A 316-nucleotide genomic window follows, 5' to 3' on the forward strand; every position below is an offset into this window, starting at 1 on the left:
TAGCCGCTTGTAATTGTGGGGATACAGGTCTGTAATATTCTTGTGGTTTATAGATTGGATATTCTCAAGGGTATATTTGAGCCACTCAAAAGGATTTACGTTATGCTTTTTGCAGTTAGAAAAAAAGGTATAGGCCATAGCCGCTCTTTGAGCAGCATCGTGCGATCCGGCAAAAAGATAATTCTTTCTACCTAGGGCCACTGGTCTGATTGCATTTTCCACCAGATTATTATCTATTTGCAAGTTACCATCTAATAGGTATGCCGATAAATTATCCCATCTTGTTTGAGAGTATGCAAGGGCTTTGCCAATCTGA

General features: G+C 39.6%; 1 protein-coding gene. It reads right to left on the bottom strand.

Going from position 1 to position 316, the window contains the following annotated elements; genetic code table 11:
• Nucleotides 1–316, bottom strand: a 316-nt coding sequence (locus A3SG_RS0118650) for an IS66 family transposase (RefSeq protein ID WP_016991475.1), incomplete at both ends; no start/stop codon positions are given.

Source organism: Flavobacterium sp. ACAM 123, assembly GCF_000264055.1.
GTDB lineage: Bacteria > Bacteroidota > Bacteroidia > Flavobacteriales > Flavobacteriaceae > Flavobacterium.